Genomic DNA, 18,036 nt, shown 5'->3' with positions numbered 1-18,036 from the left:
ATCACGGCTTGCCGAGCCGAGTTCGCGGCCGCGCATCGGGCTTGGCCAGCAACAGGTGGCAGGTGCTGATGGTGCGCTCCGCGAAACCCGCCTCGCAGTAGCACAGATAGTAGCGCCACATGCGCACAAAACGCTCGTCGTAGCCCAGCTTGCCGACCTGATCGAGGCTCGCCTCGAAACGCTGGCGCCACTCACGCAGGGTGCGGGCGTAGTGCGGGCCGATATCATCCAGATCGACCAGGTTCATCGAGGTGTGTTTCGTCAGGTTCTGCAGCAGTACCGTGGGCGATGGCAGAAAACCACCGGGAAAGATGTAGCGCTTGATGAAGTCCATCTCTCTGCGCGCCGCTTCATAGCGCTGGTCACGTACGGTGATGGCCTGCAGCAACGCCAGCCCCTGGGGCGCCAGCAACTGGTCCAGGGTCTTGAGGTAGCGCGGCAGGTAGTCGGCGCCGACCGCCTCCACCATCTCCACCGAAATCAGCCGGTCATAGCGCCCGCTAAGTTCGCGGTAGTCCTCGTTGAGCAGGGTGACCTGGTCCTCGAGTCCCTCCTCGGCCAGGCGGCGAGCGGTATGCTCGTATTGCTCGCGGGAGATGGTGGTGGTGGTCACCCGGCAGCCGCGGGTACGGGCGGCATGGATCGCGAGTCCGCCCCAGCCGGTGCCGATCTCCAGCAGGTGGTGGTGAGGTCTGACGTCTAGCTTGTCGAGCATGACATCGAGCTTGTGCGTCGAGGCCTGCTCGAGGGTAGCCTCCGGGGAGGGGAAGATGGCACTGGAGTACATCCAGTGTTCACGGTCCAGAAAGGTCGCGAACAGGTCATTGCCGATGTCGTAGTGGGCCGCAATGTGGCGCCGGGAGCCCTTGCGGGTATTGCGCTGCAGACGCAGCAGCGTGGACAGCAGGGCGCGTCCCAGGCCGGCCAGGCCGCCTTCCACATCGTCATTGACCCGGTCGATGTTGCGCGCAAACAGACGCACCAGTCCGACCAGATCGTCCACGTCCCAGTCACCGTCCATGTAGGCTTCTGCCGCCCCCAGGGTGCCGCCCAGCGCCATGCGCTTCCACACCCGACTGCGGCGTACCACCAGGGTTACGCTCAGTTCCCCCTGTTCCCCAAGCTGATGGCGCTCATGGCCGTCGACAAGGGTGATGCTGCCGTGGCGCAGTTGGCCCAATTGCGCCAGCACCCGAGGCTTGAGCCAGTGGCTGAGCCTGTCGCCGCGTCGGCTGATGGTGACGCCTTGTTCGCTCCTGAGTGTGGTCAAGACGGAGTCTCCTCGGATCTGGATGAGAGGCCTTCGGCCGGCGGTGGGTGATCGTGCAGCGGGACGCCCTTGAGCCACAGCCTGATTGCCTCCCAGTGGATGGCAGCCAGGGTCTTGGTGGCCATCCAGGGTTGCCGCGCAAGGCCGGCGAGCAGCGCCGGTCGGGTAGCCGGCCGGCCTGCCAGGGTCAGGGTGGCATCGAAGTGGCGCTGGCCATCCCGCCAGGTCTCCATGTGCATGGCGAGCTCACGCCCCGGGCTGTTGAAGCGCCAGTGGTAAGTCATGCCCATGGGCAGAAAGGGCGATACGTGCAGGTCCTTGTCGAACTCAGCGCGGTGGCTGTGACGCTCGGGGTCTACCGCGGCAGCGTAACGGGTGCGCTCGCGCCAGGGGGTATTGGTGACTTCACCGAGTATCGCGCCCAGACGCTCGCGTCCCTCGCCGTCGGGTTCGTGGTAGAGGTAGTAGAGCGAGATGGGATTGAACGACACCCAGGGAGAGCCAAGCTGGGTCAGCAGGCAGACCCGGCCCTGGGGCGCCTGGCCCAGGCGCTCGCGGACCTCGGCCCTGGCGGCGTCGGCCAGGGTTATCTCGCTGCCCCGTGCCGGCAGGTAATCCTCGCGCCTGAAGCGGGCCAGCGCCGGCCTGCGGGCACTGAAGCCGGGCACCCGGTCGAACAGTTCGGGCAGCTCCTCCAGGTCGAGCCAGGCCATCCATACGCGATAGGCAAACTCGTGGGGTCGCGGCAGAAAGCGCCGATGGCGCAGGGTGCCGCGGTAGATCCGCGAACGCGGCTTGGCGATCATGGTGCCACCGCCTCCAGCCGCTCATGGTCGCTTTCCTCGCAGCCCAGCGCCTTTGCCACCCGCAGCGCGCTCCATACGCCATCCTCGTGAAAGCCGTTGCGCCAGTAGGCGCCACAGAAGTGAGTACGCAGCGCCGCAGAGGAGATCTCGGCATGACGCGCCTGGGCCAGGCTACCCTGGGCCGTGAACTGGGGATGGGCGTAGCGAAAGCGCCCGAGCACCTTGGCCGGGTCGATGCTGTCGGCGTCGTTCAGGGTCACGCAGAAGGTGTGCGGCGCGCTCAGGCGCTGGAGGATATTCATGTCGTAGGTGACCGAGACCCGGTCAGCGTCGCTGCGGCTGTCGAGGCGATAGTTCCAGCTGGCCCAGGCGCGCCGACGGCGCGGCAGCAGGCGAGTATCGGTGTGCAGTACCACCTCGTTGTCGGCGTAGGGCAACGCCGACAGCACCTCGCGTTCGGCGTAGCTGGGGTCATCGAGCAGCCCGAGCGCCTGGTCGGCGTGGCAGGCCAGCACCAGTTGGTCGAAGCGTTCCTCGCCGGCATCGGTGCGCAGCACCACGCCGTCGTGTTCCCGACGAATACCGCGCACCGGCGTCGCCAGGCGGATGGCGTCGGCGTAGGGCGCCACCATGGCATCGATATAGCCGCGCGATCCCCCTTCCACGGTGTACCACTGGGGCCTGTCGTTGACCGACAGCAGCCCATGGTGGTGGAAGAAGCGCAGGAAAAAACGTGTGGGAAAGGCGCGGATATCGGCCAGGCTGGCCGACCAGATGGCGCCCCCCATGGGCAGCAGGTAGTGGCGCTGAAAGTCGTCGCTGAAGCCATGGCCATCGAGATAGTCGCCAAGGGGCATCAGCAGGGCATCGCTGGACGTATCCTGGCCCGGTCGCGCCAGATCGGCGATGGCCAGTCGGTTGAAGCGCAGGATCTCGCCCAGCAGGCGGTAGAACGCAGGGCGCAGCAGGTTGCGACGCTGGGCAAACAGCGAGGTCAGGGTGTGGCCGTTGTACTCGAAGTCGCGGTCGGTGCGATGCACCGAGAAGCTCATCTCGGTGGCCTGAGCGTTCACCCCGAGGTGTGCCAGCAGGCGCTGGAAGTGCGGATAGGTGCGATCGTTGAAGACGATGAAGCCGGTGTCGATGGCGTAGTCCCGTCCGTCCAGGCTGACATCCACGGTAGCGGTGTGTCCCCCCAGCCGGTCGGCGGCCTCGAACAGCGTCACCTGGTGACGCGCGCTCAAGTAGCGGGCGGCGGCCAGGCCGCTGATACCCCCACCGATCACCGCGATGCGCTGGGCCTCGAACGGCGGTTGAAGGCGAGTCATTGGTTGCGTTCCTTGTGGGGGGTGGAAGCGTCATCGTCTTCGCGCCTGACCAGGCGCTTGCCCAGGGCGATCCTCAGCCGCAGGGGCAGGATGCCCATGAACTTGACCAGGTAGGTGAAGCGCCGCGGGAAGTGGATGTCCCGTCGGCGTGCCGACAGTCCTTCGAAGATCGCCTTGGCCGCCTGTTCCGGCGTGACCGCCATGGGCATGGGGAAGTCGTTGCGTTCGGTCAACGGCGTCTTGACGAAGCCGGGGTGGATGACGCTGACGTCGATGCCTTGATGGGCCAGGTCGAGTCGCAGCGACTCGAGAAAGTAGCTCAGTGCCGCCTTGGACGCGCCGTAGGCTTCGGCACGCGGAAGCGCCAGATAGGCCGAGGCACTGGACGTCGCCACGATCTGCGGTCGGGCACCCTGGCGTCGGGCCTTGTGCAACAGCGGCAGAGCCACCTCGATGCCATGGATGGTGCCGAAGAAGTTGGGTTCGAAGTTGTCGCGAACCAAGGTGGTGTCGACGCGGCCGCCGTCGAGGTAGACGCAGGTCCCGGCGTTGAAGATCACCATGTCGAGGCCGTCGAAGGCCTCGTCGATGCGTGCGGCGGCCTCCTGCATCGACGCGCGGTCGGTAATATCGGCGGGGACCGGCATGGCGTTGTCATGGTCCTTGGCCAGTCGTTCGAGGCCAGCCTTGCCGCGCGAAGTCAGGGCGACGCGATGGCCATCGTCGAGCAGGCGTCGTGCCAGTGCCTCGCCGATGCCGGAGGTGGCGCCGGTCAGCCAGATGCGCTGAGGGTTGGGGTCGCGTGCCATCTACTGTCGCTCCTTTTGCGGTGCGGCCTTGCTGTCTGAGCTTGCTGTGGGCTCGATTCAAGCTCGCTGCGATTCACGCTTGTCGAGATTCACTCTTGTTGTACAAGGTCGGATCAGAATTCTGGGCCTGCTGTCAGCTACGTATCGGCGCCGTCCATGGTTTCAGCCGACGGTGCGTATATTTACCGAAGGCGCGGGCATCGGCCGGCGCTGCCAGCCTCAACCGGCGGCGTATCGCTTGATGCTGCGTATCACCGCGCCGAGCAACGGCAGGCGCTCGTAGAGCAGCGCACCGGCGTCGAAGTGGTCCTGGTGGTGGACCACCTTGCCGCCGTCCGGTGAGGCGAAGCGCAATACCGAGCAGCCTTCCACGTCGATCTGGCGGCCTTTGCAAAGGCGCCGGTGGCGCAGCGCCATGGTCCAGCACACGAAGCCCCTGTCGCCGTCCCGCAAGCCATGGTGAAAGCGGAAGCGGCAGTCGATCACGTTGGCGTACAGGGCGTCGAAGTCGCGCTTCAGTGCCTCTATGCCTTCCACCTGATGCAAGGGGTCGATAAAGACGATGTCGCTAGAATATATACTGTATAGCTTTTCTGTACAGGTATTGTCTAGTTTATTGAAGGTGTCGCAGAAGGTCGCCAGCACAGGGTCCTGGATCATGGGGGGCTCCTTGTCGGTGTTGTTGTCGTCGGCAGATCGGACTGAGGTGTTCGGGCTGGGGCGGATCAGCAAAGGGGGCTCAGGATGATCCTGGCTTGTGCCGAGCTATCTCACTAAAGGCCAAGCCAGACAGTGTCCTTATCCCGCGTCCTTCGACAGGCTCTTGAAGGCGTCGAGTGCGCGCTCGCGGGCGGCGCGGTGGTCGACGATGGGGGCGGGGTAGTCGAGGTCGGTGAGCAGATCCCGGGTCGGGGCATGTCGCTTCTTCGGCGCCAGTGACGCAAGCTCCGGCACCCAGCGTGCGATGAACTCGCCTTCGGGATCGAAGCGTTCGGATTGGGTGGTGGGGTTGAAGATGCGGAAGTAGGGCGCGGCGTCGGTACCGGTGGACGCCGCCCACTGCCAGCCGCCGTTGTTGGCGGCGAATTCACCGTCGACCAGGTGCTCGAGGAAGAAGCGCTCTCCACGTCGCCAGTCGATCAACAGGTGCTTGGACAGGAACATGGCGGTCACCATGCGCAGGCGATTGTGCATCCAGCCGGTAGCGACCAGCTGGCGCATGGCGGCGTCGACCAGCGGATAGCCGGTGCGTCCTTCGCACCAGGCGGCAAAATCCTCGGGGGCATCGCGCCAGTCCAGGGCCTCGGTGTGGCGTTGAAAGGCCCGATGGCGGCATACCCTGGGGAAGCCTGTGGCCACGTGCTGATAGAACTCTCGCCACACCAGTTCGCTGACCCAGGCGGTCAGGCCGGCGTCGCCGTCGCTCAAGCTACCGTCGTTGATCGCCATCACCGCCTGCATGCACTGACGCCAGGAGATCATGCCCAGCGCCAGATAGGGCGACAGCTCGCTGGTGCCGCGTCTGGCCGGGAAGTCCCGCTGCTCCTTGTAGCGCTTCGCCGGGCTGTCAGGGAAACCTCGCAGAAAGCGCGACAGGCGGTCACTGGCGGCCTCCTCGCCGGCTGGCCAGTGGCGGCCATCCACGGCCTTGTGGGGATAGTCGGGGCGCTGGCTGGCGCTGGGGGACAGCTCCAGTGGCGCCTGGCGCTCCGGTGCGTCTAGCACCTCGAGTCGCTCGGCGCTGATGGCCTTGTGCCAGGCCTTGGCGAAGGGGGTGAAGACGCCGTAGTAGTCGCCCTTGCCGGTCAGCAGCTCGCCCGGGCTGAAGGCCACGGCGTCACGCAGGGCGCGCGCCTCAAGGCCGCGCTGCTCGGCCTGCGCCAGCACCGCCTGGTCGCGCTTGACCTCATCGAGGGGGTACTCGCGATTGAAATAGAGGGCGTCGGCGCCGAGCTCCTCGGCCAGCGCCATCAGTGCTTGGGGGGCGTCATCGAAGCGCGGCACCTGACGCTGAATCAACGGAATATTGCGCTCGGCCAGGGCTTCGCCCAGGGCCTCCACGCCACGACACAGAAAGTCGAGCTTGTTGTCGCCGTGGCCGTGTTCGCGCCACTGCTGTTCGGCGTGCAGAAAGACCCCGATAACCGGGCCGCGCCGGGCGGCGTGGTAAAGCGCAGTATTGTCGTGAATACGCAGATCGCTGCGAAACCAGACCAGAGTGACAGGCATGGGGAGCTCCCGCGAATCGTGTCGTGGTTAGAGTGGGCATCGCGCCGCGACGGGGATGATCAGGCTGTCTTGTCGTGGCTCAGTGCTGGCGAATCAGCGGCCTCAGCCGGTCCAGCGCCATGGGGATGTCGTCACCGAGCACCTCGATCTGGCTGTCGGCCAGTTCGGCGGCGCGGATGCGTGCCACCGGGCCGCACAGCGCCAGCGGAGTGTCTAGCTGTTCGGCCAGGCGAGGCAGCAGTCGACGGACCACGTCGGAGCGTTCGGCCTTGCCGCTGCACAGCACCACCGCACCGGGGCGCAGGCGCTCCAGCGCCAGCGGCAGATCGGTGAACGGCAGCGGCGCATCCATCAGGGCGATGCGGTAGCCGCGTTCACTGGCGGCGAGCGCCAGCATCAGGGTCCACAGCGAACCGTCATCGTCTGGCAGGGTGTCCAGCAGCAGGGTGGAACCACGGGCGGTGCGATTGGCGTGAAACAGGCGAATACCGATGCGCGTGCGCAGGAAGCTCTCCAGACTGCGTCGCTGCAAGGCCGCGCCAAGCTGCCCTTCCCAGCGCTCCTCGAGCTCCTGGACCACCGGCTGCCATAGCTCACTGATGCAGGTGCCGACCGGGTAGAGGGCCAGGGACTGCTGGTACAGGCCGTCCAGATGATCCATGTCGAGGGCATCCACCGCACCCAGCATCTGGCGGCGCTGCGAGGTCCAGTCACCGGCGGCGGGCGGTGCCGTCTCGGCGGGCTCGGGCTGGGTCAACAGATCCTTGACCTGACTGACCGGGACACCGCGGTTGAGCCATTGCAGAATACGCTCGACCCGCTCGATGTCTTCCCGAGCGTAGAGGCGATGCCCCTTGGGCGTGCGGCGCGGCTCGATCAGTCCGTAACGCCTCTCCCAGGCACGCAGGGTCACCGAATTGACCCCGGTGAGCCGCGACACTTCGCGGATGGGGTAGAGAGGAGATTCGGTGGGGGGCGCCGTATGACTCATGAGGGCCTCGATGCGTGTCCTGGTGCGATTGTGAAGGCGCAAGCTGCGCCCTGTCCCTGGAAGTTGTCGATGGCGTAGGTGACTCGACGTTTCCGTAGCTGTACAGACGCTACAAAGTGTACAACAGTTTTACCGCTTTTCGCTCACGCTGATTGAACGTCTAGGCTTAGTCCGAAAAGTCGGCGAGCGAAGGTTAGACAAGGCAAAAATCGGTGAGACAGCGCAGTTTACGGGGTGTAAATGAGCATGTTGATCCGATTTTTAACGCCGTATTACCGAGCGTAGGCACTTTTCAGACAAGCCCTAGGGGGCTGATCAGGGGGCCGGTGACAGCGTCTCGCCGACCTGGTCGGCCACTGCGCTTGCCAGCGCCTCGACGAACACGGGGTGTTCTCCTACCGGCGCCAGCAGCGTCAGCTCGAGCCCCGGGTGTTCGCTGCGCAGGGCGTCGATCTGGGCAGGCACATCCTTGCGCAGATGACGACCGGCGGCGAAGAACAGCGGCAGCACCTCGATGCGGGTAACGCCGGCTGCGCTCAGTTCGGCCACGGTGGTCTCCAGCGACGGCTCGCACAGCTCCATGTAGGACAGCCGGATCGGCGTGCCAAGGCGTGGCGCCAGGGCGTCGCGGAAGTGCTCGAAGGGCGCCCGCCAGTTGGGATCGCTGGAGCCGTGTGCGAGTAGTACCAGTGCGTATGACATGTTCGGTTTCCTGATGACCTGAAAATGGGTAAGCCTGCGACTGGCGCCCGCTTCAGGCGTCGGTGGCAGTACGATGCAGGGCCTCGGCGACGTGCACGCCCGACAGCCAGGCATCCTCGATACGTCCGCCGCGCAGACCGTCACCGGCCAGTGCCAGGCCATCCTCGCCGAGACGGTGATCGGGCGCCGCCAGCGTAAGGTCCGCGGTGGCGTAGCGCCAGCGATGGGCACCGCTGGCCGTGATCTGGGGCAGAGAGGAACCTGTCGGCAACTGGGTTGCGAGGGCCTTCTGCAGGGCTGCCGTCAGCCTGCTGACCACGTCCTCGGCGTCGTCCTCGAGATGGCGCTGACTCCACTCGTCTTGGGCCAGCAGCGAAAGCGTCTCGCTCTGGTGCTCGCGTCCGGGCTTGCGATTCTGGCGAACCGCCAGGCGCAGCGGCCCCTGGTCAAAGCGTACCACTGGCCAGTCGGCGTCGATGCCCTCGAGCGTCAGCGCGGTGTCGAAGCGCACCCAGGCACTCCAGCAGGGCAGCATGCGGATCTCACGACAGGCCTGCGCCAGCGCCTCGTCGTGGGGGCGCAGCAGGGGTTCGGCCTGGGCCGCCGGCGCGGTCACCACCACCCGGTCGAAGGGGCCGTAGCTGTCGCCCTGCGGGTCCTCTAGCCACCAGCCGTCCAGGCGATCGGTCAGGCGGGTGACGCGAGTCGCCGCAAACAGCTCATGGGGGGCGGCCAGGTGGCGGGTGATGGCGCTCATGCGTGGAGTGCCGCAGTAACGATGTTGATCGTCGCCTTCCTCATGCCAGGCGCCCGAGGCGTCGACCCGATAGCTGGAGGGCGGCCAGTGCGTGGCTACCCCTGCGGCTTCCCAGCGGTCGACCTCGGCGGCGAAGGTAGCGTCACGCACGCTGAAGTATTGAGCACCCAGGTCGAGGGATTCGTCTCCCTCTCGGCGAGAACTGCCACGCCCACCGGGCCCTCGGCCCTTGTCGAACAGCACCGCACGGTGACCGTGTCGGCGGAGCTGGCCGGCGCAAGCCAGGCCGCTGAACCCCGCTCCAATGATGGCGACCTGCAGCATCGACGGAAGCCCTCCTCGAGTCTGTGGTGTCAATATCTTGGATGTAGCGTATAAGTGATGTACAACTTGAGTCAAATGAAGTCCTAGGCTCTGTCCGAAAAGTCGACGAGCGAAGGTTAGACAAGGCAAAAATCGGTGAGACAGCGCAGTTTACGGGGTGTAAATGAGCATTTTGACCGGGCTGGCGCACCAGCCGATTTTTAACGCCGTATTACCGAGCGCAGGCACTTTTCAGACAAGCCGTAGACCGGCCAGCGCACAACCGACTAGGCTGAAATCAGGCTGGTCGCACGCTGCGGTGGCCGCTGCCGTTAGAGAGGGCCGACGGTATGTGGTCGGGGCCAGGGATCGTTGTGTATTGCGAGAGGACAAGCTATGCGAGTACTGATCACCGGTGGCAGTGGCTTTGTGGGCCAGCGTCTGTGTCGACGCCTGGTGGACGCCGGTCACCGCGTACAGGTGGTCTCCCGCTCACCGGCGCAGGCGGCGAAGGTGCTGCCCGAGGGGGCGGATGTACGGGTCAGCGCGCTGGACTTCGTCGACGCGCCGCCCGGGGTGCTGGTCAACCTGGCTGGCGAGCCCATCGCCGACAAGCGCTGGAGTGACACCCAGAAGGAAAGACTTATCGATTCGCGCATCAACGCCACCAGGGAACTGGTGATGCTGTGCGAACAGTTGTCGCAGACCGCCAAGGCCCCCAGGGTGCTGGTCAGTGGTTCGGCCATGGGCTTCTACGGCGATCAGGGCGGGGGCGAGGATGCGCCGCCGGTAACCGAGCAGACAGCGCCCCATGATGAATTTGCCCACCGCCTGTGCAAGCGCTGGGAACAGGCCGCCGCTGGAGTGAAGGACTTCGGCGTGCGCCTGGCGATCCTGCGCACCGGCCTGGTGCTGGATGAAGGCGGCGGCATGCTCAAGAAGCTGCTGCCACCGTTCAAGCTGGGGCTGGGGGGGCGGCTCGGCAAGGGCGATCAGTACATGCCCTGGATCCATCGCGAGGATCTGGTGGAAATGATCCTGTGGTTGATCGAGAAGGAGCACCTGAGCGGGCCCTTCAACGGCAGTGCCCCGGAGCCCGTCACCAACCGCGAGTTCACCGAAGCGATCGGGCGTCACCTGAAGCGCCCGACGCCCTTTCCGGTGCCGGCGATGGTGCTGGAGACCGCCTTCGGCGAAATGTCGCGGTTGCTGCTGACCGGCGCGCGCATGGTGCCGCAGCGCTTCGAGGAGGAGGGCTTCAGCTTTCGCTACCCGACCCTGGACAAGGCGCTGGACGACATTCTTTAAGACGGCGCGAGTTCCGCTGTTCGATACCGGCGGTCGCTACTGCCGGTCGATACCCCAGGCGACTCACGTTACGCCAAGGCCTTGCACCGGATACATCTCGCAAACAGCAGGAGCCCCGCGCTGTCGGTCGCAGCGCGGGGCCGCCTCATCCGAGACGATCCTTAGGCGCTGTCGTCGTCGATGGTCACGATCACACGCACGGCGTCCAGGCGCAGGCGGGTGCCTTCGATGGCCTGGTCCAGCGCCTGGCGCTCGTCGCGCAGGGCGGTGATCTCGTCCTCGCGTACCGACGGGTTGCGCTGTGCCAGGGCCTCGAGTCGGGTCAGCTCGTTGTCCAGCGTCTGGCGCATGCGCACCTGGGCGGCCTCGACGATCGTCGGCAGCTCTCGCTGGGCCTCGGCCTCGGCGCTGTCGAGCAGGTCGCGCAGCTGGTCGTGACGACTCTTGATCAGGTCCCGCGCCACCGCCTTCTTGACCTTCTTGAGGTTCTTCGAAAGACCGGTGAAAGACACCTTGTCGGTGAGGTTGGCGCCGGACTCGTCGAGCAGCACCCGCACCGCGGTGGGCGGCAGGAAGCGATTGAGGTGCAGGCGCTTCGGTGCCGGACAGTGGGTGCGGAACACCAGCTCCGCCATCAGCCGGCCGGCAGGGATCGCCGGATGCTTGAGCAGGGCAAGGGCGGTGTTGCCCATGTTGCCGTCGAGGATGCGGCCCATCATCTCGCGCAGCAGCGGGTGTTCCCAGGACAGCCGCTGGACGTCGTCCCGGGCCAGCGCGCGGGAGCGCGAGGTGGTCACGGTGAAGCCTTCCTCGCCCTTCACCAGCCCTGGCAGGCCGTCGAGCATGTGCGAGCCCGGTGACAGCAGGGTCAGGTCGTTGCCAAGTTCGCGACTGTCGACGCCGAAGATGTCCAGCGCCTGGTCGAGGTAGCGTGGCAGGGCGCGGTCCTCGTCGAGTTCGACGATCCCCTGTTTGACCGACTCGACCCGCTCGGGACGGCAGGCGTTGAGCTCCAGCAGGCGATTGCGACCGGCGTCGCGTTCGGCCAGCTTGGCGTCGAACAGCGCGCGGGTCTCACCGATGACTTCTTCCAGAGCCTCGTCGTCGAGCAGGCTCTCGGCCAGGTCGTCGCCGAAGGCGTCGAACAGGTCATTGCCGATACCGTGCGGCGCACTGAAGGCGTCCATCCCCTCCTGATACCAGCGCAGCAGTTTCTCGCCGGGGCTGCCTTCGAACACCGGCACATGGATCTCGATGGCGTGGCGCTGGCCGATGCGGTCGAGACGGCCGATGCGCTGCTCAAGCTGATCCGGGTGCAGAGGCAGGTCGAACATCACCAGATGACGACAGAACTGGAAGTTGCGGCCTTCGGAGCCGATCTCGGAACACACCAGCACCTGGCAGCCGTCCTCGTCATCGGCGAAGGCGGCGGCGGCACGGTCGCGCTCGACCAGCGACAGGTCCTCGTGGAACACCGGCGCCTGTACCCCGCCGAGCACGCGCAGGCCGTCGGACAGCCCCTGGGCGGTCTCGCGGTCGTGGGCGATCACCAGGACCTTGTCGTCGCCCATCTCGGTCAGCCGTTCGAGCAGCCAGGTCACCCGGGGGTCGAACTGCCACCAGGGTTCGGCGTTGAGCGGATCCTCGGTCAGGGCGCTGTACATGCCGTCCAGATAGACCATCACCTCGGGGTGGTCGAGGCCGGTCTCGATCAGCAGCTCGTCGAGGTAGTCCTCGTCCCGCGCCAGGCGACGCAGCACTCGGCGATAGGACGACGGCAGCTCCAGCTTGTCGACGTGCAGGCGACGTTCAGGGAAGCCGCCGACGTGGCGACGGCTGTTGCGGAACATCACCCGGCCGGTGCCGTGGCGGTCGAGCAGCTGGTCTCGCAGCTGGGCGCTGGCCTGCTGGCGCTGTTCCAGGCTGCATTCGGGGTTGGACAGGGTCGCCAGCAGCGCCTGGCTGTCGCCGTCGTCGGCGACAGCGCCGATGGTGTCCCGGGCGCCGGCATCCAGCGGCCCGTCGACATCGCCCAGGGCGTCGATGGCCTCGGCCACCGCCACATAGCCCTGCTCTTCGGCGCGGAAGGCCTCCAGGTCCGAGTAGCGATCGCGATCGAGCAGGCGCAGCCTGGCAAAGTGGCTGGCCAGCCCCATCTGTTCCGGCGTCGCGGTCAGCAGCAGCACGCCCTCGGTGGCGCCGGACAGGCGCTCGACGCAGGCGTAACCGGGGCCGACCTCGTCCTCGCTCCACTCCAGGTGGTGGGCCTCGTCGACGATCAGCAGGTCCCACTCGCAGGCTTCGGCCTGCTGCTGGCGGTGGGTGTTGGCGAACAGCCAGTCCTGGCTTGCCAGCACCAGCTGGCCGGCCTCGAAGGGATTGGTGTCACCGTGGGCCTGGCTCTGCTGTTCGTCGAGCAGGGTCACCGACAGCGAGAAGCGTCGCAGCAATTCCACCAGCCACTGGTGAGTCAGGCTCGCCGGCACCAGGATCAGCGCCCGCTCGACCCGCCCGGTCAGCAGCAGGCGATGCAGGATCAGTCCGGCTTCTATGGTCTTGCCGAGGCCGACTTCATCGGCCAGCAGCACGCGAGGCGCCTGACGCGAGGAGACCTCGTCGGCGATGTACAGCTGATGGGGTATCAGATCGATGCGTGGGCCGGCCAGACCCAGCGCCGGGTTCTGCTCGATGCGATGGTAGTGATGCAGGGTGCGAAAGCGCAGGTCGAACCAGTCGTTGCGATCGACCTGGCCGGTCAGCAGACGATCTCGGGCCTGGTCGAACTGCATGCTGTCGGCCAGCCGGGCCTCCGGCAATTCGCACAGCTCGCCCTTGTCGTCTTCGCCGATATAGACGATCAGGCCATCGATTTCCTTGGTGTCGTCCACCGTCATCTGCCAGCCCTCGGCGGACTGGATGCGATCACCACTGCCGAAGGCGACTCGGGTCAACGGGGCAAGACGGGTACTGTAGGTGCGGGTTTCCTGGCTGGCGCCGAAGAGCACGGTGACGCTGCGCGCGTCGCAATTCAGGATAGTGCCCAGGCCGAGTTCGGCCTCGCCGTCGCTGATCCAGCGCTGGCCGGGAGAGAAGTCGCTCATGATGCCTCGGGAGATGCGTCGTTACGGTTCGTGGTCGCGGGCCAGGCCCGCCGCCGACAGGGCGCGGTATCTTACAGCAATCTTCAGTCTGGCTTAAGCGCCATCGTCATGCCCGTGATCAGATGTCGCATGGCGGCTGAAACCTTCGCATCGAGGCGTTCCCGAAACGCCCCCGCGCTTGCCGCCGTGCCCGGGCCAGCGATGAGCTTGGCCGTGAGGTGGCGGATTCAGGCTACGTCAGTGCAGGAAAAGACAGGTTGGGCGGGCCGAGGCGGGGTGTCCCCCTCGGCCCTGAGACTGCGGGTGCGGTTCACCTGCAGTATGTGCTCAGGTTGGCAAAGTTTCAGCGCGCCAGCCAGTCGTCCAGCAGAGGCAGGGTCAGCTCCCCCACATGGCGCTCGAGCAGCTTCCCTTCGGCGTCGAACAGCAGTGTCGTGGGTAGCCCGGGAGATTGACTCGCGGCCAGCAGTTGCTGGCGCGGGTCGAGCAGGGGGTAGCGAAAGTCCAGGCCGGCCTCGTCCAGGTAGCGCGCGACCTGAACCAGCGGCTCTCCCTGATTGGCCACGACCACGGTGACGTCGTCGCGTTGGTCGATGTCGGCCAGCAACGGCATCTCGCGCCGGCAAGGAGGGCACCAGGTGGCCCATAGATTGATGATCAGCGGCTTGCCGGTGGGGCCGCCTGCCAGCGAGGCCAGTTCGATGGGGGCGCCGTTGACGTCTTCCAGGGTCAGCTCTGGCACGCGTTGTGGCGCCGGACTTGCCGACAGCGGCGCCCAGCTGACCAGCGCCAGCCAGGCAAGCGAGGCGACCAGCGTCAGACCCAGGGCACCGAGCAGGGCGCCAAGGCGATCACGCAGTGACCACAGGGTCCACAGGGCGGCGGCGACCAGCCCCCAGACCCCGCTGTAGCCGGGCAGCCACAGCTTGATGATATCCAGCCATTTGTCCTGATAGGCGGCCCAGTGCGGCAGCACGTGCCCGAGCCGAGCGCCGACCAGCCAGGCCAGCATCAGGCCGTTGAACCAGCGACCGTGGCGGCGGCGGGGCAGGCCCAGCAGGAAGGCGCTGGCGGCCAGCAGCAACAGGGTGACGACGAGGGCGTAGAGACGCGGCAGGCTCACTAGCACCGGTCCGATGGCGATGGCATCCATGGATGGGGCGAACTCCATTGGGGAAACGCGAAAGCACGAAAATGCGCAGGCGAGCAGGTACACTTGGTGGGCTCGATCCGGCAAGGCTACTGCGCCCGATGCGCGCTGTCATCCCGAGCCGCCTGCCGGGCCATCGGTTTTCGAGCCATCTCTCTGATCAGGATCTGTGATGTCACCACCCAAGACCTTCGACCCCCTGCGCGCCCTGGCCATCGGCAGCCAGGCCCTCGGCTTCGTGATGATCTTTGTGCTCGGCACCACCCTGGACCACCCGCGCCCGTGGCAGGGGCTCACCTTGGGGCTGATGCTGGTGGTGGCGCTGGTAGTAGCGATCGTCCGGCGCTACCGCAACAACCGCCTGCAGAAGTTCCGTGACGAACGGCGCCAGCGGCTGTTGGGTGATGACGAGGGTGACGAAGAAGCGGGAGACGGCGAGGGTCGCGATTGATCAACGGCGTCAGGCCCGGACCTCTCGGGTCGATGAGGCGCAGCGGGCCGGATCGATGGCGGTAAGCCTCAGCCAGTGCCCCTCCGGCATCCGGCACAGCACCACCCGAAAGGCGCACTGACGCGAGGTGCTGTTGTCTCCCTCCCAGCTCTGTACAAAGCCGCACTCGTGTCCGCAGTCTTCCAGGCGTCGACGCAGCGCAGGAAAGCTGGCGGCGTCGACCTCGAGATTCAGTGTTCTCGGCGGCGTCGGGGTGTGGCTCGCCAGCAACATCAGCACCTGGGTGTTCTCGCCGCCTCCCAATTCAAGGGTCACCCCAGTGTCGCTGGCGACCAGCACCCGAAGGCCCAGTGTCGTCTCGAAGAACCGACGCATTCCCGCCAGGTCGCTGACCTCCAGGGCGCCCGGCTCCAGACTGAGATGCTGCATGACATGCCTCCGTGGGATCATGTGTCGGATTCAGTCTGGCGCCGAAGCCGCCGGTTTTCCCTTCAAGCCTGTTTATGGCCTTTATCGCCTGGCGCTATGGGCGTGGCGATTGGCCGCTTGCTGGTGCCTCCTTGCAAGACTTTTCAGGACGTCTTGTCCATCTTCCTTTTCGTACAGATGGACGACGTCTTCGTCCATAGGTCGCCCTGCCTGAGTATGACGAATCGGCGGCAATGACGTGACCGCTGCATGACAGTCGACCCCAACTCCTTGTTTTTTCTACCTCTGGCGAGGTAGTGCCGGTGCGCTTGCTCCGTGTGCAGGGAAATTTGTCATCTCAATGACATTGTCTAGACAACTGGCCTTCATCTTTGATGTCCAGACTGGCGCCATTCCTAGAGGAGAGGCGTCATGTCCATTCCCACCATCATCGTCGAGCGGCTCAACAAGAACTTCGGCCATAGCCGAGTGCTCGAGGATGTCAGTTTCGAGATCACCCCGGGGGAGATCGTTGCGCTGATCGGCCCGTCCGGCTCCGGCAAGTCCACCCTGATGCGTCATCTGGTCGGACTGACCTGCTGCAACCGTGATCGCGGTGGCCGAGTCAGCCTGCTGGGGCGCGAGATCCAGGCCAGCGGTCGCCTGCGCCGGGCCAGCCGTGGCCAGCGTTGCCGGGTCGGCTACATCTTCCAGCAGTTCAACCTGGTCAATCGCCTCAGCGTGCTGACCAATGTGCTGATCGGCCAGCTCGGGCGCATGCCGCGGGCGCGGGCGCTGCTCGGTCGCTTCAGCGACGAGGAACGCCAACGGGCCCTTCAGTGCCTGGCTCGGGTCGGCCTCGAGGGCATGGCCTACCAGCGTGCCAACACCCTTTCCGGCGGTCAGCAGCAGCGGGTGGCCATCGCCCGGGTGCTGATGCAGGACGCCGACGTCATCCTCGCCGACGAGCCCATCGCCTCGCTGGACCCGCGCAGCGCCCGGGAGGTGATGGAGATCCTCGAGCGGATTCACGCCGAGGATGGCCGCACCGTGGTCATCACCCTGCATCAGGTCGATATCGCCCGGCGCTACTGCCACCGGGCCATCGCGCTCAAGGATGGGCGCCTGTACTTCGACGGCAAGACCTCCGAGCTGACCGACGCACGCCTCAAGACCCTGTACGAGAACGCCGGCCTCGACGAGCTGCGTGCCGGCAGTCAACCCGACCTGCCGTCACCGCTGCGTGAGCCGAGCTACACCCAGGCCCAGACGGCTGTGTCGGCGCAGGTCGTCCATAGCTGAGCCACCACATCCTGCGACACCTGTTCCCACAACGACCGATAACCTTCAGGAGAATCCCATGTCTCTCGCATCCTTTCGTCGCCTGTCGCTGCCATTGATCGCCGGTATTGGCCTTGCCGCCAGTGCCCAGCTGGCCGCCGCCGAGACCGAGACCCTCAAGTTCGGCATCATCTCCACCGAGGCCAGCCAGAATCTGGCGCCGCTGTGGGACCCGTTCCTGGCCGATATGTCCGAGCAGATCGGCATGGAGGTCGAGCCCTTCTTCGCCACCGACTACGCCGCGGTGATCCAGGCCATGCGCTTTGATCAGATCGACCTGGCCTGGTACGGCAACAAGTCGGCCATGGAAGCCGTCGATCGTGCCGACGGCGAGATCTTCGCCCAGACCGTGGCGGCCAACGGAGCCCCGGGCTACTGGAGTCTGATGATCACCCACAAGGACAGCGACATCGAAAGCGTCGATGACGTCCTGGCCAACGCCTCCGAGCTGGTGTTCGGCAACGGCGATCCCAACTCCACCTCCGGCTATCTGGTGCCGGGCTACTACGTCTTCGCCAAGAACGGTGTCGACGCCTCGTCAGCCTTCAAGCGCACCCTGAACTCCAGCCACGAGACCAACGCCCTGGCGGTGGCCAATCAGCAGGTCGACGTGGCCACCTTCAATACCGAAGGCATGGAGCGTCTGGAAGTGACCGCGCCGGACAAGGCCGAGCAGCTGCGGGTGATCTGGAAGTCGCCGCTGATCCCGTCCGACCCGCTGGTGTGGCGCGGCGACCTAGACGACGCCACCAAGGAAAAGCTGCGTGAGTTCTTCCTGAACTACGGCGATGACGCCGAAGAGCAGCAGATTCTCGAGCCGCTGCAGTGGTCTGGCTTCGATGCCTCCGACAACGACCAGCTGTTGCCGATCCGTCAGCTGGCGCTGTTCAAGGAGCGCTCCGAGGTGGCCAAGGACGAAAGCCTGGACGAAGGCGATCGCGAGGCCCGACTGGCCGAGATCGACAGCCAGCTCGACGATCTCGATGCGCGCATGAAGGAAGTGCAGGCCGCCGAGGCGATGCCCGAGGATGCCGCCACCAACGCCGGCTGATGTGACGCCAGGCCGCGCCGGGACGAAGGCC

General features: G+C 65.8%; 16 protein-coding genes. 4 read left to right on the top strand and 12 right to left on the bottom strand.

Annotated elements, in window-relative coordinates; all coding sequences use genetic code 11:
• Nucleotide 1 precedes the first annotated feature (1 nt).
• From NFG58_RS19010 to NFG58_RS18970, 9 genes are all read right to left on the bottom strand, one after another.
• A complete protein-coding gene (locus tag NFG58_RS19010; protein WP_108133432.1) occupies nucleotides 2–1,270 on the bottom strand; it encodes a cyclopropane-fatty-acyl-phospholipid synthase family protein in 1,269 nt (422 codons plus the stop codon).
• Nucleotides 1,267–2,076 (bottom strand): DUF1365 domain-containing protein, encoded by an 810-nt coding sequence (locus tag NFG58_RS19005; RefSeq protein WP_045990823.1) that lies wholly within the window; start codon nucleotides 2,074–2,076, stop codon nucleotides 1,267–1,269. The genes NFG58_RS19010 and NFG58_RS19005 overlap by 4 nt, the downstream gene beginning before the upstream one ends.
• Entirely contained in the window at nucleotides 2,073–3,404 is a 1,332-nt protein-coding gene (locus tag NFG58_RS19000) for an FAD-dependent oxidoreductase (RefSeq protein ID WP_222517128.1), read from the bottom strand. Before NFG58_RS19000 ends, NFG58_RS19005 begins: the two co-directional genes overlap by 4 nt.
• Nucleotides 3,401–4,213 carry an SDR family NAD(P)-dependent oxidoreductase gene (locus NFG58_RS18995; RefSeq protein WP_348827178.1) on the bottom strand — a complete coding sequence of 271 codons (813 nt, stop codon included), beginning with the start codon at nucleotides 4,211–4,213 and terminating at the stop codon, nucleotides 3,401–3,403. The genes NFG58_RS19000 and NFG58_RS18995 overlap by 4 nt, the downstream gene beginning before the upstream one ends.
• Nucleotides 4,214–4,432: 219 nt before the next feature.
• Nucleotides 4,433–4,873, bottom strand: coding sequence for a nuclear transport factor 2 family protein (locus NFG58_RS18990; RefSeq protein ID WP_348827177.1), 441 nt, complete (start codon nucleotides 4,871–4,873; stop codon nucleotides 4,433–4,435).
• Between the two features lie 138 nt (nucleotides 4,874–5,011).
• Entirely contained in the window at nucleotides 5,012–6,442 is a 1,431-nt protein-coding gene (gene phrB / locus NFG58_RS18985) for a deoxyribodipyrimidine photo-lyase (RefSeq protein ID WP_348827176.1), read from the bottom strand.
• A gap of 79 nt (nucleotides 6,443–6,521) precedes the next feature.
• Nucleotides 6,522–7,433 carry a MerR family transcriptional regulator gene (locus NFG58_RS18980; protein WP_045990818.1) on the bottom strand — a complete coding sequence of 304 codons (912 nt, stop codon included), beginning with the start codon at nucleotides 7,431–7,433 and terminating at the stop codon, nucleotides 6,522–6,524.
• Between the two features lie 315 nt (nucleotides 7,434–7,748).
• Nucleotides 7,749–8,135: a CbiX/SirB N-terminal domain-containing protein gene (locus NFG58_RS18975; protein WP_108133438.1), complete on the bottom strand. Its 387-nt coding sequence runs from the start codon at nucleotides 8,133–8,135 to the stop codon at nucleotides 7,749–7,751.
• A gap of 52 nt (nucleotides 8,136–8,187) precedes the next feature.
• Nucleotides 8,188–9,216: an FAD-dependent oxidoreductase gene (locus tag NFG58_RS18970; protein ID WP_348827175.1), complete on the bottom strand. Its 1,029-nt coding sequence runs from the start codon at nucleotides 9,214–9,216 to the stop codon at nucleotides 8,188–8,190.
• A gap of 375 nt (nucleotides 9,217–9,591) precedes the next feature.
• Between NFG58_RS18970 and NFG58_RS18965 the strand changes: the two genes are divergently transcribed.
• On the top strand, nucleotides 9,592–10,503 hold the full coding sequence (locus tag NFG58_RS18965) for a TIGR01777 family oxidoreductase (RefSeq protein ID WP_124805177.1): 912 nt from the start codon (nucleotides 9,592–9,594) through the stop codon (nucleotides 10,501–10,503).
• Nucleotides 10,504–10,664: 161 nt separating this feature from the next.
• Here NFG58_RS18965 and rapA read toward each other — a convergent pair whose 3' ends face one another.
• Nucleotides 10,665–13,604 carry an RNA polymerase-associated protein RapA gene (gene rapA, locus NFG58_RS18960; protein ID WP_348827174.1) on the bottom strand — a complete coding sequence of 980 codons (2,940 nt, stop codon included), beginning with the start codon at nucleotides 13,602–13,604 and terminating at the stop codon, nucleotides 10,665–10,667.
• A 343-nt stretch (nucleotides 13,605–13,947) separates the two neighbouring features.
• Nucleotides 13,948–14,757, bottom strand: coding sequence for a TlpA disulfide reductase family protein (locus NFG58_RS18955; protein WP_348827173.1), 810 nt, complete (start codon nucleotides 14,755–14,757; stop codon nucleotides 13,948–13,950).
• Nucleotides 14,758–14,926: 169 nt separating this feature from the next.
• On the opposite strand from NFG58_RS18955, the gene NFG58_RS18950 reads away from it, so the two are divergent.
• Nucleotides 14,927–15,205, top strand: a complete 279-nt coding sequence (locus NFG58_RS18950; protein ID WP_222517124.1) for a hypothetical protein — start codon at nucleotides 14,927–14,929, stop codon at nucleotides 15,203–15,205.
• Between the two features lie 9 nt (nucleotides 15,206–15,214).
• Here the strand turns inward: NFG58_RS18950 and NFG58_RS18945 are convergent, their stop codons facing one another.
• Nucleotides 15,215–15,634, bottom strand: coding sequence for a glyoxalase/bleomycin resistance/dioxygenase family protein (locus NFG58_RS18945; RefSeq protein WP_045994223.1), 420 nt, complete (start codon nucleotides 15,632–15,634; stop codon nucleotides 15,215–15,217).
• A 411-nt stretch (nucleotides 15,635–16,045) separates the two neighbouring features.
• Between NFG58_RS18945 and phnC the strand changes: the two genes are divergently transcribed.
• Nucleotides 16,046–16,915, top strand: a complete 870-nt coding sequence (gene phnC / locus NFG58_RS18940) for a phosphonate ABC transporter ATP-binding protein (RefSeq protein WP_108133444.1) — start codon at nucleotides 16,046–16,048, stop codon at nucleotides 16,913–16,915.
• Nucleotides 16,916–16,973: 58 nt separating this feature from the next.
• On the top strand, nucleotides 16,974–18,005 hold the full coding sequence (phnD, locus tag NFG58_RS18935) for a phosphonate ABC transporter substrate-binding protein (protein WP_045994225.1): 1,032 nt from the start codon (nucleotides 16,974–16,976) through the stop codon (nucleotides 18,003–18,005).
• Nucleotides 18,006–18,036 lie beyond the last annotated feature (31 nt).

Source organism: Halomonas sp. RT37 (assembly GCF_040070525.1).
GTDB classification, from domain to species: domain Bacteria; phylum Pseudomonadota; class Gammaproteobacteria; order Pseudomonadales; family Halomonadaceae; genus Halomonas; species Halomonas litopenaei.
The sequence above is the reverse complement of the archived record's forward strand: the minus strand, read 5'-3'. Positions and strand labels throughout refer to the sequence as shown.

What these genes read in the sequence shown, in the direction of transcription:
- NFG58_RS18990 (WP_348827177.1), bottom strand. Translation starts at nt 4,873, where the DNA reads ATGATCCAGGACCCTGTGCTGGCGACCTTCTGCGACACCTTCAATAAA.
- NFG58_RS19005 (WP_045990823.1), bottom strand. Translation starts at nt 2,076, where the DNA reads ATGATCGCCAAGCCGCGTTCGCGGATCTACCGCGGCACCCTGCGCCAT.
- NFG58_RS18970 (WP_348827175.1), bottom strand. Translation starts at nt 9,216, where the DNA reads ATGCTGCAGGTCGCCATCATTGGAGCGGGGTTCAGCGGCCTGGCTTGC.
- phrB (WP_348827176.1), bottom strand. Translation starts at nt 6,442, where the DNA reads ATGCCTGTCACTCTGGTCTGGTTTCGCAGCGATCTGCGTATTCACGAC.
- phnC (WP_108133444.1), top strand. Translation starts at nt 16,046, where the DNA reads ATGTCCATTCCCACCATCATCGTCGAGCGGCTCAACAAGAACTTCGGC.
- NFG58_RS18995 (WP_348827178.1), bottom strand. Translation starts at nt 4,213, where the DNA reads ATGGCACGCGACCCCAACCCTCAGCGCATCTGGCTGACCGGCGCCACC.
- NFG58_RS18950 (WP_222517124.1), top strand. Translation starts at nt 14,927, where the DNA reads ATGTCACCACCCAAGACCTTCGACCCCCTGCGCGCCCTGGCCATCGGC.
- NFG58_RS18975 (WP_108133438.1), bottom strand. Translation starts at nt 8,135, where the DNA reads ATGTCATACGCACTGGTACTACTCGCACACGGCTCCAGCGATCCCAAC.
- NFG58_RS18945 (WP_045994223.1), bottom strand. Translation starts at nt 15,634, where the DNA reads ATGCAGCATCTCAGTCTGGAGCCGGGCGCCCTGGAGGTCAGCGACCTG.
- rapA (WP_348827174.1), bottom strand. Translation starts at nt 13,604, where the DNA reads ATGAGCGACTTCTCTCCCGGCCAGCGCTGGATCAGCGACGGCGAGGCC.
- phnD (WP_045994225.1), top strand. Translation starts at nt 16,974, where the DNA reads ATGTCTCTCGCATCCTTTCGTCGCCTGTCGCTGCCATTGATCGCCGGT.
- NFG58_RS19000 (WP_222517128.1), bottom strand. Translation starts at nt 3,404, where the DNA reads ATGACTCGCCTTCAACCGCCGTTCGAGGCCCAGCGCATCGCGGTGATC.
- NFG58_RS18980 (WP_045990818.1), bottom strand. Translation starts at nt 7,433, where the DNA reads ATGAGTCATACGGCGCCCCCCACCGAATCTCCTCTCTACCCCATCCGC.
- NFG58_RS18965 (WP_124805177.1), top strand. Translation starts at nt 9,592, where the DNA reads ATGCGAGTACTGATCACCGGTGGCAGTGGCTTTGTGGGCCAGCGTCTG.
- NFG58_RS18955 (WP_348827173.1), bottom strand. Translation starts at nt 14,757, where the DNA reads ATGGATGCCATCGCCATCGGACCGGTGCTAGTGAGCCTGCCGCGTCTC.